This is a genomic window from Streptomyces sp. NPDC058678, assembly GCF_042714835.1.
Classification (GTDB): Bacteria; Actinomycetota; Actinomycetes; order Streptomycetales; family Streptomycetaceae; genus Streptomyces.
Genome location: NZ_JBHXSG010000020.1, coordinates 97680 through 111703, shown reverse-complemented (window position 1 = coordinate 111703; position 14024 = coordinate 97680). Strand labels below are relative to the sequence as shown.

Below are 14024 nucleotides of genomic sequence, written 5' to 3'. Positions count from 1 at the left end.
CTGTGATCGGCGTTCCCTGTGATCGCGGCGGCACGCATACTCGGGGGGTGACCGCAAACGAGCCGCCCCCCGCTGTCGCCGCGTACGACGCCGTCGTACTCGCGGGCGGCGCCGCCCGGCGGCTCGGCGGTGCCGACAAGCCCGCGGTGCGGGTGGGCGGACGGGCGCTGCTCGACCGGGTGCTGGCCGCCTGCGCCGACGCGCGCGGCACCGTCGTCGTCGCCGCTCCGCGCCCCACCGCGCGCCCCGTGACCTGGGCGCGGGAGGACCCGCCCGGCGGCGGGCCGGTGGCCGCACTCGACGCCGGGCTGCGCCGCACCACGGCCGACGAGGTCGTCGTCCTCTCGGCCGACCTGCCGTTCCTCGGCGAAGCGACCGTACGACGGCTGCTGACCGCCCTGCGGGCCACCGGCACCGAGGGCGTGCTGCTCACCGACGCCGACGGCCGCGACCAGCCTCTGGTGGCCGCCTACCGCGCGCCCGCACTGCGCCGGGAGCTGAGCACCCTGGTCGCAGCGCACGGCAGCGCCACGGGGCTGCCCCTGCGCCGGCTCATCGCCGGTCTCGACCTCACCCGCGTCCCCGACCCCGTCGCGTCCTTCGACTGCGACACCTGGGACGACATCGCCACCGCCAGGGCACGTATCAGGGAGCATGGGCTCGTGTTGGATGAATGGATTTCCGCAGTCAAGGACGAGCTGGGCATCGACCTCGACGTCGACACCGGTGTGCTGCTCGACCTCGCCCGTGACGCCGCCCACGGCGTGGCGAGGCCCGCGGCACCGCTGACCACCTTCCTCGTCGGCTACGCGGCCGCGCAGGCCGGGGGAGGCCCCGAGGCGGTGGCCGAGGCGTCCCGCAAGGCCGCCGCCCTCGCCCTCCGCTGGGCGGACGAGGACACCGCCGACGCCAAGCCGGACGTGGCCCCCGATGCCACGCCCGACACCCGCCCGGACGCCGGATGACCGCCCGCGCCGCCCGAACCGGCGAGGACGCCGACGACGCCGAGGACTTCGACGTCGAGGAGGTGCTCGCCCTCGTGAAGGAAGGCAACGGCCACCCCGCCGGTGATCACGTGCCCGCCCCGCAGGCCGGCCACCACGAGCCCGCCCACCAGCCGGACCCCCGCCACCGGGCTACCCCCTGGCCCGAGGCCCGCCGGATCGCCGAGCGCGCCGCCCGGTCCGCCGGCCGCAGCGCCCACCGCGCCCCCGTCTCCGTCACGCTCGACGACGCCCTCGGGCTCACTCTGGCCGCCCCCCTGACGGCTCTCACCGACCTGCCCTCCTTCGACACCTCCGCGATGGACGGCTGGGCGGTGGCCGGCCCCGGCCCCTGGGCCGTACGGGACGAGGGCGTACTGGCCGGGCACGCGGAGCCCGAGCCGCTCACCGACGGCGAGGCCGTCCGGATCGCCACCGGCGCCCGTATCCCCCTCGACACCACCGCCGTCCTGCGCAGCGAGCACGGCCGCACGGACGCGAAGGGGTACCTCCACCCGACCCGTGAGATGGCCCACGGACAGGACATCCGCCCGCGCGCACAGGAGTGCCGCAGCGGCGACCAGCTCCTGCCGGCCGGCACCCTCGTCACCCCGGCGGTGCTCGGCCTGGCCGCGGCCGCCGGATACGACACCGTCACCGCCGTGCCCCGCCCCCGGGTCGAAGTCCTCGTCCTGGGCGACGAGTTGCTCACCGAGGGCAGACCGCACGACGGGCTGATCAGGGACGCCCTCGGCCCGATGCTCCCGCCCTGGCTGCGCGCGCTCGGCGCCGAGGTGACCGCCGTACGCCGGCTCGGCGACGACGCCAAGGCCCTCCACAAGGCGCTCACCACATCCAAGGCCGACCTGATCGTCACCACCGGCGGCACCGCCTCCGGCCCCGTCGACCACGTCCACCCCATCCTGAAGCGCATCGGCGCCGACCTCCTGGTCGACGGCGTGAAGGTGCGCCCCGGCCACCCCATGCTGCTGGCCCGCACCAAGGGCGACCAGTACCTCGTCGGCCTGCCCGGCAACCCCCTCGCGGCCGTCTCCGGCCTGCTCACGCTCGCCGAGCCGCTGCTGCGCACCCTGGCGGCACGCCCCGCGCCGGAGCCGTACACGCTGCCGCTGCGTGACGAGGTGCACGGGCATCCGCACGACACCCGGCTCATCCCCGTGGTCCTGCGCGGTGACCGTGCCGTGCCCCTGCACTACAACGGCCCGGCGATGCTGCGGGGCATCGCGGCGGCCGACGCCCTGGCCGTCGTACCTCCGGGCGGGGCGCGGCCCGGTCAGGAGACGGAGCTGCTCGACCTGCCCTGGGCCACCGCCGGGATCGGGGTGTGTTTCACGTGAAACTTCCGGGCCAGGACGCGATCGCTCGGCAGGCGGACGAACATCTCGTGACCCATCGGGTGCTGCTCCCGAGGAAGGTGGTGGAGCACCCGTTCCGGCAGGTCGCCAAGAGGGTGCTCATGGCTCTGTTCCTGCTCGTGGCCACCGCGATGATCGTCTACGCCGACCACGACGGCTACAACGACAGCTCCGACGGCTCGGTCGACTTCCTCGACGCCTGCTACTACGCCACCGTCACCCTCTCCACCACCGGCTACGGCGACATCACCCCGGTCAGTGACGCCGCCCGGCTCACCAACATCTTCGTCATCACGCCGATGCGCGTGCTGTTCCTGATCATCCTGGTCGGCACCACGCTCGAGGTCCTCACCGAACGCACGCGTGAGGAGTGGCGTCTCAACCGCTGGAGGTCCACCTTGCGTGACCACACCGTCGTCATCGGCTTCGGCACCAAGGGGCGCTCGGCGATCCAGACCGTCTGCGCGACGGGGCTGAGGAAGGAGCAGGTCGTCGTCGTCGACCCCAGTTCCAAGGTGATCGACGCGGCCACCGCGGACGGGTATGCCGGGGTCGTCGGGGACGCGACGCGCAGCGACGTCCTGATGCGGGCCGAGGTGCACCGGGCCCGGAAGATCATCATCGCGACCCAGCGCGACGACACGGCCGTCCTCGTGACGCTCACGGCCCGGCAGCTCAACAAGCGCGCGAAGATCGTGGCCGCGGTGCGGGAGGAGGAGAACGCCCCGCTGCTCAAGCAGTCCGGCGCCGACGCGGTGATCACCAGCGCCAGTGCCGCCGGGCGGCTCCTCGGCCTGTCCGTCCTGAGCCCCGCGGCCGGCATGGTGATGGAGGACCTGATCCAGCAGGGCAGCGGCCTCGACATCATCGAACGGCCGGTCATAAAGGCCGAGGTGGGCATGCGCCCGAAGGAGACGGCCGACCTGGTGGTGAGCGTCGTACGCGGGCATCGGGTGCTCGGCTACGACGATGCGGCCGTCGGCACGCTGGAGCTGACGGACCGGCTGATCACGATCGTGCGGGCGACGCCGGGCTCGCAGATCGCGCCCGACGTCCGCCCGCTGCCCCAGGACTGATCGCGGTGAAGAAGCGGGCTACTTGCGGTTGTACAGCCGCATCGTGATCGGCCCGAAGACCAGCACGAACAGGCCCGCCCAGCCCAGCGACCAGGCGACCTCGTCGGTCGGCCAGTCGCCCGCCATCAGTCCGCGCACCGCCGACGCCAGATGGGTCACCGGGCTGTTGTTGACGAATGCCTGCAGCCAGCCCGGCATGGTCTTCGGGTCGACGAAGACGTTGGACAGGAAGGTCAACGGGAAGATCACCATCATGCTGACGCCCATCACCGACTTCTCGGTGCGCAGCATCAGTCCGAACATCGTCCAGATCCACGAGAACGCGAACGAGAACACCACCAGCAGCGCGATCCCGGCGAGCACTCCAGCCGCCCCGCCGTCCGGGCGGTAGCCGAGGATCATGCCGACCGTGAGCATCACGACGGACGCGATCGTGTAGCGCAGCGCGTCGCCGAGGAGATAGCCGACCATCACCGACGGCCGCCAGATCGGCAGGGTGCGGAACCGGTCGAAGACGCCCTTCTCGATGTCGGTGTTCACCGAGACGCCGGTGTACATCGTGATCATCACGACCGACATCACCAGGATGCCGGGCAGCAGGAACTGGATGTACTCCTTCGGGGACCCGGCCAGGGCGCCCCCGAACAGGTACGTGTACATCAGCACCATCATGATCGGGAACGCCGTGACGTCGAAGAGCTGCTCCGGCACGTGCTTGATCTTGAGGACGGCCCGCCAGCCGAAGGTCAACGAGGCCGACAGGGCGCTCGGGCGCGGCGGCCGCTCCCCGGCGACGAGCAGCGCGGCGAGGGATTCGGCACTGACCGGGGCGAGGTCCTTGGTCTCCGTGGTCGTCGCGGTGCTCATGCCGCCACCTCGTCCTTCGCGTCGTTCGAGTCGTCAGAGTCGTTCGGGTCCTGGCTGTCACGGGTGTCATGTCCGGTGAGGGCGAGGAAGACCTCGTCCAGGCTGGGCTGCCCCAGGGAGAAGTTGTCGACGACGACCCCGGTTCGGGCCAGCTCGGCGAGCGCGCGGGCCGCCCGCTCGGCCGCACCCTGCCCGTTCGCCGCCCCGTCCCCGACACGGGCCGTCAGCGCGACCGGATCGGGCTCCAGCTGCACGTCCGCGCCCAGGGTCAGCCGCAGCACCTCCTCGGCCTGCGGCCGCTGTGCGGGATCACGCAGTCGCAGATGGACGGACCCGGCGCCCACGGACGCCTTCAGCTCGCCCTTGGTGCCCTCCGCGATCACCTTGCCCTGGTCGATGACGGCGATCCGGGACGCCAGCTGGTCGGCCTCGTCCAGGTACTGCGTGGTCAGCAGCACCGTGGTGCCCTGGGCGACGACCGCGCGCACGATGTCCCACACCTGGTTGCGGCTGCGCGGGTCGAGGCCGGTCGTCGGCTCGTCCAGGAAGAGCAGCTCGGGGGTGTTGAGGATGGATGCGGCGATGTCGATGCGGCGCCGCATGCCGCCGGAGTAGTGCTTGACCTGCTTCCCGGCCGCGTCCGTGAGGCCGAAGGCCTCCAGCAGCTGCGCGGCGCGCTCCCGCGCGGCGTTCTTGTGGTGACCGAGCAGCCGGCCCAGCAGGACCAGGTTCTCGGTGCCGGTGAGGTCCTCGTCCACCGACGCGTACTGGCCGGTCAGGCTGACACGGGCGCGGACCTCGTCGGCCTGCCGGACGACGTCGTGCCCGAAGACATGGGCCTGACCGCCGTCCGGCCGCAGCAGGGTGGCGAGCATCTTGACCGTGGTCGTCTTCCCCGCGCCGTTCGGACCGAGAACGCCGTAGACGGTGCCGGCCGGTACCGAGAGGTCGACTCCGTCGACGGCACGTGTCTCGCCGAACGTCTTCACCAGGCCTGCGGTCTCGATGGCCAGGCCGGACGTGTGCTGGCTCATGGTGGGTTGTCCTTCCGCGTACATGGGTTACGCATGGGGAGACCTTTACGGTCGCGCAAACTCATCGCTCGCGCACAGGAATTTCCGGGGGACCGGTCGAAGGACCGACGAGGATCCGACCAAGGGCCGACGGGGGTCCGACAGAAGACCGAGGAGGGTGCGGCCAAAGGCCGAGGACGGTGCGGCCAAGGGCCGAGGAGGGTCAGGCCGAGGGCCGCCGGGTAGCGTCCCCTTCATGCATGCGATCACGATTCCCGAACCTGGTGGGCCCGAGGCGCTGGTGTGGGACGAGGTCCCGGATCCCGTGCCCGGCGAGGGCGAGGTGCTGGTCGAGGTGGCGGCCAGTGCCGTCAACCGCGCCGACATCCTGCAGCGGCAGGGCTTCTACGACCCGCCGCCCGGCTCCTCCCCCTACCCCGGCCTGGAGTGCTCGGGACGGATCGCCGAGGTCGGCCCCGGTGTCACCGGCTGGAGCGTCGGCGACGAGGTGTGCGCGCTGCTCGCGGGCGGCGGCTACGCCCAGAAGGTCGCCGTGCCGGCCGGCCAGCTGCTGCCGCTGCCCAAGGGCATGGACCTCACGCGGGCCGCCGCGCTGCCCGAGGTGGTCGCCACGGTCTGGTCGAACGTCTTCATGATCTCCCACCTCCGCCCAGGCGAGACCCTGCTCGTGCACGGCGGCTCCAGTGGCATCGGCACCATGGCGATCCAGCTCGCCAAGGCCGTGGGCGCCAAGGTCGCGGTCACGGCCGGCAGCAGGGAGAAGCTGGACCGCTGTGCCGAACTGGGCGCGGACATCCTGGTCAACTACCGCGAACAGGACTTCGTCGTCGAGGTCGAGCAGGCCACCGACGGGGCCGGCGCCGACGTCATCCTCGACAACATGGGGGCCAAGTACCTCGACCGCAACGTCAAGGCCCTCGCCGTCAACGGCCGGCTCGCGATCATCGGCATGCAGGGCGGCATCAAGGCCGAGCTGAACATCGGCGCCCTTCTGCGCAAGCGGGCCGCGATCAGCGCGACCTCCCTGCGCGCCCGGCCCCTCGGCGAGAAGGCGGCGATCGTCGCGGCCGTGCGTGAGCACGTCTGGCCGCTGCTCGACGCCGGTCACGTCCGCCCGATCGTCGACCGCGAGTTCCCGATGAGCGACGCGGCCGCCGCGCACCGGGTCGTGGAGGAGAGCGGCCACATCGGAAAGGTCCTGCTCGTCACGCCGTAGACCTCAGGAGGCGGCCCGCCGTACCCGGAGCGCCACGAAGGCGAGGCCCAGACCGAGCCCGACGAGGATCAGCCCGCCGCCGAGGGGCATGATCGGCAGTCCGGGCTCGGCGGGGCGGGCGGCGCTCTGCTTCGCGGGGCGCCTCGGGTGTCCGGGGGGCAGCCCAGCGGTCTCGCGTGGCGGTTCCGGTACGGCGGTGACATCGCCGTCCCCACCACCGTCGACGGTTCCGTCCGCGTCCTCGTCCGCCGTGTCCTCGTCCTCCGGCACGGCGGCTTCGGTGTCCACCCGCTCCGCTTCCTCCGCCTCGTTCCGCCGCCCCGGCCGCTCCCGCCCCTCACCCGGCCGGCTCCCGGCCCGGGAGGGCTCGACGGCGGACGCGGGTGCGGAGGCGGGCGGGGAGGCGCGTGCGAAGGCGGGCGGGGTCGCAGGGGGCGACGACTCGGCCGCGTGGGCCCACTCACCCCCGTACGGCGGCACGACCGTCCCCGCCGCCACCACGATCAGCAGCCCCGTCACGCGCAGCGATCGCAGCAATGAAGTCACGGAACAAGCCTGACATTCACCAGCACTCCCGGCATTCCGGGCTGGTCCGTAGGGTCTATTTCCGGGTCGATGTCTGTGTGAACGGTGGATCAGCCCTTACCGGGGGCACCACGGTGATGAGGTGTAGGGGTGCGAGAGAATGGCGGCATGGAGATGCCGAGGAACGAACGGTCGCCGGAGAACCCACAGATCCTGGTCGTCGGGCAGGACGGGATGGCTCTCGGCGGCGGAGGCGACGAGGACTCCCGCGAGGTTCCCGTGACGGAGATGGTCGAACAACCCGCGAAGGTCATGCGGATCGGAAGCATGATCAAGCAGCTGCTCGAAGAGGTCCGCGCGGCTCCCCTGGACGAGGCGAGCCGGGTCCGTCTCAAGGAGATCCACTCCAGCTCGGTGAAGGAGCTGGAGGACGGTCTGGCCCCGGAGCTCGTCGAGGAGCTGGAGCGGCTGTCGCTGCCGTTCGCGGACGAGGCGACCCCGAGCGACGCGGAACTGCGGATCGCGCAGGCCCAGTTGGTCGGCTGGCTGGAGGGGCTCTTCCACGGGATCCAGACCACCCTGTTCGCCCAGCAGATGGCCGCGCGCGCCCAGCTGGAGCAGATGCGCCGCGCCCTTCCGCCGGGTGTCGGGGGCCACGAGGACGGTGACGACCCGCGTACGGTCGGCCGCTCGGGCGGCCCCTACCTGTAAACCCGGGGACAGCCGGCCCACCGGCCACGGAAGGGGGGGGGGCCGGGGCCGGGGGGGGGCCGCCCCCCGGCGGGCGCCCCCCCCGCCCACCCCCCGTCCGCGGACACTGATGGCCCCCGCGGGTCCCGGGGGCGGGCTCATGCCCGGCGAGTCCCGCGAAACCGGTCGACGGACCGATGCGGTAGCGCCGGCGACCAGGCTTCTCCTGGTACGCGCCGCACTGGTGCTGCTGTCCCTGGGCCAGGGGGTGCCCGGAGCGTGGGCTCTCTTCGCGCCACGATTCTTCTACGACGGGTTCCCGCTCCCGGCTCTCGCGTGGGTGACCAAGTTCCCGCCGTACAACGAACACCTGGTCCGCGATCTCGGCGCCCTGTCGCTCGGTCTGACGACGGTCCTGCTGATGGCCGCTGTTTCCCCCGAGCGGCGTCTGGTGCGGGCGGCGGCCTTCGGCTGCCTCGCCTTCACGGTTCCGCACCTGATATTCCACGCGGCGCATCTCGGACGCTTCGACACCGTGGACGTGGTCGGGCAACTCATCTCCCAGGTGGCCCCGATCGCCGTATCGGGACTGGTTCTCCTGCTGAGTCGGAAAAGTCATCGGCCGGGCGCATCAAGGGACGCGCATAACAAAGAGAAATAGCTTTCTCCCACGGTCGTGCACAGGTATTTGTAGCCGCTCCGGATCCAGTAGTCCGGGGCGGCTTGAATGCGTGTTCTCCCGCCGCCCCGGAAGGTGTTCCGACCATGCGTAGAATTTTCTGGCGCGATTCTTTCTCACTCGTAAGAGTGGGTTAGCGCGGCCTGTTCCGGTAAGTATCTGAATCGCAGGTCCCGAGAAGGCAATACGAAAGGAAGAAGCGTGAGCACTTCCGTACAGGAGCAGCGACTGCGTCGCCGTTTCGACATGTGGGACAAGAACGGCGACGGCACCATCGATCGCAGTGACTGGGCAGGCGAGGTAAAACGCATCCTGCTCTCCTTCGGGGAAAACGAGAGTTCCCCGAAGGGCCGGGCTCTCGCCGAGGCGTACCTCGGTATGTGGGAGTACCTGGCGGGCCAGGCCGGAGTCGGCGTCGACGGCGCGCTGGGCTTCGAGGAGTTCAGGGGCGTGGCGGCGGAGCAGGTGCTCGACCGCGGGCAGGCCGGCTTCGACCAGGTGCTACGTCCGACGATCAGCGCGATCGCCGGCCTGTGCGACACCGACGGTGACGGACAGGTCAGCCCCCAGGAGTTCCAGCGCTGGATCGGTGCCATCGGCAGTGACGAGTCCACGGCGGACACGGCGTTCAAGTTGATCGACACGGACGGCGACGGTCAGCTGTCGGTCGAGGAGCTGATCGCGGCCGTACGCCGCTACCACTCCGGTGAGCTGGAGTTCTCCCTGCTCTGACCGTCTGTGATCCACCCGGTCCTGCGTCCGGCGCTCCCCGGCACACGGGGGGGAGCGCCGTCGTAGCCCGCCCGCCGAGGCCCTGATGGCCTTCGCCACCACCGCCACGAGAGGACACATGCACAACGCATCCTTAGGACAGGGGAACGGTGGGCACGGCATGGCGACCGAGGACGGCACCTCGGGCCCGGTGCCCTTCTTCACGCAGGCCCGGACCTTCGAAGCGCTCTGGCCGGACATCCGGGCCCGGCTGACCGAAGTCATCGACAACGGCAAGTTCTCGCACGGCCGGCAGGTCGCCCGCTTCGAAGAGGCACTGGTCCGGTGGACCGGCGCACGCTATGCGGTGGGCGTGAACAGCGGCACCGACGCCCTCGTGCTGTTGCTGCGCGCCTGCGGCCTGCAGTCCGGCGACGAAGTCATCGTCCCCGCCTTCACCTTCGTGGCCTCGGCTTCCTCCGTCGTACTGGCCGGCGGCCGCCCGGTCTTCGCCGACATCGACCCCGTCACCTACACGATCGACCCCAAATCAGCGGCCGACTCGGTCACTTCACGCACGCGCATGATCATGCCCGTCCACCTGTTCTGCCAGATGGCCGACATGGACGCGCTGCTCGAAGTCGCTCACCGTCACCGGCTGACCGTGGTGGAGGACAGTGCGGAGGCCATCGGGATGCGGTGGGGCGGCGTGCACGCCGGGCTGCTCGGAGCCGGTGGTGTGCTCTCGTTCTACCCCACCAAGACGCTGGGGGCCATTGGCGATGCCGGCGCGATTCTGACCGACGACCGTCAACTCGCCGAGGCGGCAGCGGCCTTGCGCCACCACGGGCGCTACGGCCGGACGCTGGCTCACTTCCCGGGAATCAGCAACGAGACCACCGTCAACGGCGTCAACAGCAAGATGGACGACATCCAGGCGGCCGTCCTCCTCGCCAAACTGACCCGGCTGCACGAGGACATAGCCCGCAGGTCCCGACTCGCCGCCGCCTACACCGAACGGCTGGCCGGCATGCCCGGCGTACTCCGGCTGCCCACCGTCGTGCCCCGCACAGCGCAGACCGACCCCGTCTTCTACGTCTACCTCGTCGAGGTCGAGCGGCGTGACGAACTGGCCGGGTTCCTGGCCGAGCACGGCGTGGGCACCGAGACGTACTACCCGGCCCCGCTGCACCTCCAGGAGTGCTTCGCCCATCTGCGATACCGCCGGGGCGACTTCCCGCACGCCGAGAGGGCCTGTGAGCGGACGATCGCCCTCCCGCTGTACCCCGACATGAGCGTCGACGACGTCGACAGGGTGTGCGACCTCGTCCGCCGCTTCACGACGAGGGGGCCGGCGTGACGGTTCCCTTCTTCCCCCCAGACCTCTTCGAGGACGACCGGCAGGTGCTCATGGACCTTGTCCACGACATCGGCACCGCACCCGAGCAGAGGTTCCTGCTCGGCGAGCACACCGCCCGCTTCGAGGAGGCCCTGCGCGCCTCGCTCGGCGCCGCCGACGTCGTGGCCTGCTCCAGCGGCACCTCCGCGCTGACCCTCGTCCTGCACGCCATGGGGGTCGGACCCGGCGACGAGGTGGTCGTACCGGCCTACGGCTGTGCTCCGCTGGCCAATACCGTGGCAGGGCTGCGGGCGACGCCGGTGTTCGCGGACGTCGACCCGTGGACGATGGTGGTCGACCCGGACGAGGTGGAACGGGCGATCACCGATCGGACCAGGGCCATCATGCCCGCGCACATGTTCTCGGTGATGGCCGACATGCCTCGCATGCGTGAGATCGCCCGGCGACACCGCGTGCGCCTCGTCGAGGACTCGGCAGTTGCCCAGGGCGGCGTCCTCGACGGCCGCCCCGCCGGGACGTGGGGCGAGGCCGGCGTGTTCTCCTTCGTCCAGGTCAAGACCTTCGGAACGGCCGGCGAGGGCGGCGCCGTCGTCACCATGGACCCCGAACTCGCAGGCGTAGTGCGAACGTTGCGCAATCACGGGCAGAGCGAGCGGTTCATCTACCCGCGCACCGGATACAACAGCCGGTTCGACGAAGTGCTCGCCGCCTTCCAGCTCCACCGACTCCCCGGCTTTCCCGAGCTGCTGGAGCGCCGGGCTGGCATCGCCGACTACTACACCGAACGCTTCACGCCGCTCGGCGAGCGTGGTGTGCTGCCCCCTCCGCCGGGCCGCAACGGCCGCTGCTTCTACGTGTACTCGCTGCTCGTGGACGAGCGGGACGAACTGAAGCGGTATCTGGCCGACCGAGGGGTCGAGAGCCACGTCTACTACCCCCTCCCGCTGCCGCACCAGGCCGCCTTCAACCGGTTCGCGCCCGCGGACCGGAGCTGGCCGCACGCGGAGAGCGCCAGCCGACGCCAACTGGCCATCCCGGTCCACCCGCGCCTCACCGACGCCCAGGTGGAGCACATCGCCGACACCGTCTGCGCCTACGCAGGGCTGAGCGACAGCCGCTGACCGAACACACTCGAAGGAGTGGAGCAGATGACGATCCGCACTGAAACCGGACCGTTCACGTCCGGAACGGCACGTCCCGAGAGCAAGCTGCGCAGCTACGCCCGGCTGGGCAAACTCGACGTCTACGACTACTACCCGAGCGTCGCCGTGGCACTGTCCGCGGTACTGCTGCCCGTCTCCCGTCTGCAGCCCGCGACGATCGTGACCCTCACCCTGTTCCTCTTCGGCGCGGTCTGCGTCATCGTGGCGATGGTCGCCCTCGACGACGTGACCGGCTATCGCGACGGCAGCGACGCCGCGAACTACGGCCCGGACGACCCGCTGCGCAACAAGCTGCGCAAGCCTCTCGTGGCGGGGACCCTGACACTGCGCGAAGCGCTCGGTTTCGGGTGGGCCACTGCCACGGCAGGCGCCGTCCTGTGGGCCGCCGCCGTGTCGACCGCCCCGCACCGGCCCACCTGGACCGTTGTGCTGATCGTGGTGCTGTTCGTGGTCTCCGTCCAGTACTCCTACGGTCTGAAGATCAGCTATCACGGTTTCCAGGAGATCTTCATCGCCGGGCTGGGCGCGGCGTTGGTGGTGGGGGCGTACGGGCTGGCGGCCGGGCAGTTCTCCGGATTCGTGTTGGTGCAGGGCGTGCTGTTCGGTTTTGGACCGCTGTTGTTCGGCGTGTACTCCAACACCAACGACATCCCCGGCGACCGGGCCGTCGGGCGTCGGACCGTGGCGTGCCTGGTCTCGCCGAAGGGCAATGCCATCTTCATCGGTTCGCTCTCCGTGGCGGAGTTCCTGACCGGCGCGGTCGCCTCCGCCGTCGGCATCGCCCCGTGGTGGTTCGTGTTCCTGATGCTGCCGGTCACCGTCCTGCGCGTACGGCAGTACCGCACCGGCTTCCGCGAGGGGGACATCATGCGCGCCCGCAAGCTCGGGTTCCCCGCGCACCGGGTCAGCACCGTGCTGTTGATCACCGCGAACCTGATCGTCGGCGCGGGGGCCGCCGGATGAGCCCTGATCTCGACGTGGCCGTGGTCGGCGCGGGCATGGCCGGGCTGACCGCCGCACACGAACTGCGGCGCGCGGGCCTCGAAGTGCGGGTCTTCGAGCAGCAGGAGCACGTCGGTGGCCGGATGCGCAGCTTCAGGCATGACGGCTACACCATCGACGAGGGTGCCGAACAGATCTCGGAGCAGGGCTACCGGGCGACGTGGGAACTGCTCTCGCGGCTGGGCGTGCCGGAACACGACGTGCCGCGCATCGGCAAGTCGGTCGGGGTGTGGCGCGGCGGACGGGCCCACCCCGGCGTGGCGGACCCCTCCGCGGTGCTCACCGGTGCCGGGCTGTCGCCCCGTGCCCGGTTCGATCTCGCCCGGATCCTGGCCTGGACGGGGTCGCACCGCCGGCAGTTCGACGCGGACCACCCCGAGCGGACCCCTGCAGGGACCCTGACGGTCAGGGAGTTCGCGCGTCGGTACCACCGGGACGTGCACGACTACCTGCTCCAGCCGGTCGCCGGCAGCTTCTTCGGCTGGGACACCGCGCGCTCCGCGGCGGCGCCGATGCTCAGTCTGCTGCTGGCGGTGGGTCCGGCTGCCGGCTGGCGGACGTACCGCGGCGGCATGGACCTGCTGGCCAGACGGCTGGCCGAGGGACTCGACGTGGTCACCGGCAGGCAAGTGCACGAGGTCGTCACCGAGGAAGGCCTCGTGCGGCTGCGCGTCGGGAGTGACAGCTTCACGGCGCGCTCGGTGGTCCTCTGCGTGCCCGCCCCGGTCGCGGCGCGCCTGCACGTCAACGCCCCCGCCGACGAGCTGCCGTTCCTGTCGGCCTGCACCTTCACCCCCACGCTCAAGGTCAGCTGCCTGCTGGACCGGCCGCTCGCGCCCCCGACCCGCAAGCCGCTGTACGTCCTGCTGACGCCGGACGCGGAGGACGACGTGCTCTCCGCGATCATCGTGGACCACGCCAAGTATCCGGACCGGGCGCCCGCGGGCAAGGGACTGCTGACTCTGATGGCCGACGCCCGCAGGATCCCCGAACTGCTGACCGCGCCGGAGCGGCAGACGGCCGACCGGCTCGTGCGGGCAGCCACCCGGTACGTCCCCGGTCTGGAGACGACCGCCGGCCGCCACTTCGTCCACGCCTTCACCCACGGCCTGCCCGAGGCGACTCCCGAAGCCCTGCGCAGACGCGGGCGGTTCATGGCGCGTGCCGCACGGCCGGTGGAGTACGCCGGGGACTGGGTGATGCTGCGGCCGGCCAGCGAAGGCGCCGTGCGCGCGGGCGCGCTCGCGGCCTCTCGCGTCCTCAGCCGGCTGCGGCCACCGCGGCCGGTCGGACGGACGCGCCCTACCTCCCGCCCCACCGAGGAGAACGTCTCGTGAAACCG

Annotated in this window: 14 protein-coding genes; 11 read left to right on the top strand and 3 right to left on the bottom strand. The window is 71.2% G+C overall.

Going from position 1 to position 14024, the window contains the following annotated elements:
* The first annotated feature begins 47 nt into the window (after window positions 1-47).
* From ACFWWR_RS20010 to ACFWWR_RS20000, 3 genes are read left to right on the top strand one after another with little or no spacing between them, the layout of a single operon-like run.
* A complete protein-coding gene (locus ACFWWR_RS20010) occupies window positions 48-965 on the top strand; it encodes an NTP transferase domain-containing protein (RefSeq protein ID WP_384304491.1) in 918 nt (305 codons plus the stop codon).
* Window positions 962-2341 (top strand): molybdopterin molybdotransferase MoeA, encoded by a 1380-nt coding sequence (locus tag ACFWWR_RS20005; protein ID WP_383862142.1) that lies wholly within the window; start codon window positions 962-964, stop codon window positions 2339-2341. Before ACFWWR_RS20010 ends, ACFWWR_RS20005 begins: the two co-directional genes overlap by 4 nt.
* Window positions 2338-3435, top strand: a complete 1098-nt coding sequence (locus ACFWWR_RS20000) for a potassium channel family protein (RefSeq protein WP_383862139.1) — start codon at window positions 2338-2340, stop codon at window positions 3433-3435. Before ACFWWR_RS20005 ends, ACFWWR_RS20000 begins: the two co-directional genes overlap by 4 nt.
* Before the next feature lie 18 nt (window positions 3436-3453).
* Here ACFWWR_RS20000 and ACFWWR_RS19995 read toward each other — a convergent pair whose 3' ends face one another.
* Together ACFWWR_RS19995 and ACFWWR_RS19990 are read right to left on the bottom strand one after the other, a co-directional pair.
* Complete coding sequence (locus tag ACFWWR_RS19995; protein WP_383862137.1) at window positions 3454-4302, bottom strand: ABC transporter permease; 849 nt, start codon at window positions 4300-4302, stop codon at window positions 3454-3456.
* Window positions 4299-5336 (bottom strand): ATP-binding cassette domain-containing protein, encoded by a 1038-nt coding sequence (locus ACFWWR_RS19990; protein ID WP_383862134.1) that lies wholly within the window; start codon window positions 5334-5336, stop codon window positions 4299-4301. Before ACFWWR_RS19990 ends, ACFWWR_RS19995 begins: the two co-directional genes overlap by 4 nt.
* A gap of 235 nt (window positions 5337-5571) precedes the next feature.
* On the opposite strand from ACFWWR_RS19990, the gene ACFWWR_RS19985 reads away from it, so the two are divergent.
* Complete coding sequence (locus ACFWWR_RS19985; RefSeq protein ID WP_384304488.1) at window positions 5572-6552, top strand: NAD(P)H-quinone oxidoreductase; 981 nt, start codon at window positions 5572-5574, stop codon at window positions 6550-6552.
* Between the two features lie 3 nt (window positions 6553-6555).
* On the opposite strand, the gene ACFWWR_RS19980 is transcribed toward ACFWWR_RS19985, so the two are convergent.
* Entirely contained in the window at window positions 6556-7098 is a 543-nt protein-coding gene (locus tag ACFWWR_RS19980) for a hypothetical protein (RefSeq protein ID WP_384304486.1), read from the bottom strand.
* 147 nt (window positions 7099-7245) lie between these two features.
* Here ACFWWR_RS19980 and ACFWWR_RS19975 point away from each other — a divergent pair, with 147 nt between their 5' ends.
* From ACFWWR_RS19975 to ACFWWR_RS19945, 7 genes are all read left to right on the top strand, one after another.
* Window positions 7246-7788 (top strand): bacterial proteasome activator family protein, encoded by a 543-nt coding sequence (locus ACFWWR_RS19975; RefSeq protein ID WP_217242994.1) that lies wholly within the window; start codon window positions 7246-7248, stop codon window positions 7786-7788.
* Window positions 7789-7927: 139 nt separating this feature from the next.
* Entirely contained in the window at window positions 7928-8428 is a 501-nt protein-coding gene (locus ACFWWR_RS19970) for a hypothetical protein (RefSeq protein ID WP_384304484.1), read from the top strand.
* A gap of 219 nt (window positions 8429-8647) precedes the next feature.
* Entirely contained in the window at window positions 8648-9178 is a 531-nt protein-coding gene (locus ACFWWR_RS19965) for an EF-hand domain-containing protein (RefSeq protein ID WP_383877223.1), read from the top strand.
* A 160-nt stretch (window positions 9179-9338) separates the two neighbouring features.
* Entirely contained in the window at window positions 9339-10517 is a 1179-nt protein-coding gene (locus ACFWWR_RS19960; RefSeq protein WP_384304481.1) for a DegT/DnrJ/EryC1/StrS family aminotransferase, read from the top strand.
* On the top strand, window positions 10514-11638 hold the full coding sequence (locus ACFWWR_RS19955) for a DegT/DnrJ/EryC1/StrS family aminotransferase (RefSeq protein WP_383877227.1): 1125 nt from the start codon (window positions 10514-10516) through the stop codon (window positions 11636-11638). Before ACFWWR_RS19960 ends, ACFWWR_RS19955 begins: the two co-directional genes overlap by 4 nt.
* Window positions 11639-11665: 27 nt before the next feature.
* Complete coding sequence (locus ACFWWR_RS19950; RefSeq protein WP_383877229.1) at window positions 11666-12643, top strand: UbiA family prenyltransferase; 978 nt, start codon at window positions 11666-11668, stop codon at window positions 12641-12643.
* A complete protein-coding gene (locus ACFWWR_RS19945) occupies window positions 12640-14019 on the top strand; it encodes a protoporphyrinogen/coproporphyrinogen oxidase (RefSeq protein ID WP_383877230.1) in 1380 nt (459 codons plus the stop codon). Before ACFWWR_RS19950 ends, ACFWWR_RS19945 begins: the two co-directional genes overlap by 4 nt.
* Window positions 14020-14024 lie beyond the last annotated feature (5 nt).